Source organism: Rugamonas rivuli (assembly GCF_009380165.1).
Lineage (GTDB): Bacteria > Pseudomonadota > Gammaproteobacteria > Burkholderiales > Burkholderiaceae_D > Rugamonas > Rugamonas rivuli.
Window position 1 is genome coordinate 1 of record NZ_WHUF01000021.1, and the last position, 843, is coordinate 843.

2 tRNA genes and 2 rRNA genes are annotated in these 843 nt (G+C 47.3%); all 4 read left to right on the forward strand.

Annotated features, from left to right (window positions below):
• A 16S ribosomal RNA gene (locus GEV01_RS30550) occupies positions 1–91 on the forward strand; the annotation flags it as partial.
• Between the two features lie 76 nt (positions 92–167).
• Positions 168–244, forward strand: a tRNA-Ile gene (locus GEV01_RS30555).
• Positions 245–268: 24 nt separating this feature from the next.
• A tRNA-Ala gene (locus GEV01_RS30560) sits at positions 269–344 on the forward strand.
• Between the two features lie 222 nt (positions 345–566).
• Positions 567–843 (forward strand): 23S ribosomal RNA (locus tag GEV01_RS30565); the annotation flags it as partial.

Genomic DNA, 843 nt, shown 5'->3' on the forward strand with positions numbered 1-843 from the left:
AAGGAGGGCGCTTACCACGGTAGGATTCGTGACTGGGGTGAAGTCGTAACAAGGTAGCCGTATCGGAAGGTGCGGCTGGATCACCTCCTTTCTAGAGTAGCACTGGTCTTCGGACTACTCATCAAGCGTTCACACTTATCGACTGTCAATATTAAAGAACAGCATTTGGGGCTGTAGCTCAGCTGGTTAGAGCACCGTGTTGATAACGCGGGGGTCGTTGGTTCGAGTCCAACCAGCCCTACCAGTTTCTGCCTTGTAGTAAATCTCAGGGGGATTAGCTCAGCTGGGAGAGCACCTGCTTTGCAAGCAGGGGGTCGTCGGTTCGATCCCGTCATCCTCCACCAAGAGTTCAAATGTAAGGGTAAGCCTTTAGATTTGATCTTTTAGAGATCAAGTGCTGTACGTTCTTTAACAATCTGGAAGAAGTAAGTAAATTTTTATTGATCGTTTTGCGGTAAAACGCAAGACGATGGGTAATGATTGTATGTATCAACAAACGCAACAACGTAGTACTTCTTATTTCTATAACCGCTCCTTTGTTTAGTCGCAAGGGGCTAACGTTATAGGGACAAGTGAATAAGTGCACATGGTGGATGCCTTGGCGATTACAGGCGATGAAGGACGTAGTAGCTTGCGATAAGCTGCGGGGAGCTAGCAAACAAGCTTTGATCCGCAGATTTCCGAATGGGGAAACCCGGCCTTTTAGGTCATTGCATACTGAATACATAGGTATGCAAAGCGAACGCGGCGAACTGAAACATCTAAGTAGCTGCAGGAAAAGAAATCAACCGAGATTCCCAAAGTAGTGGCGAGCGAAATGGGAAGAGCCTGCACGTTTTAGCA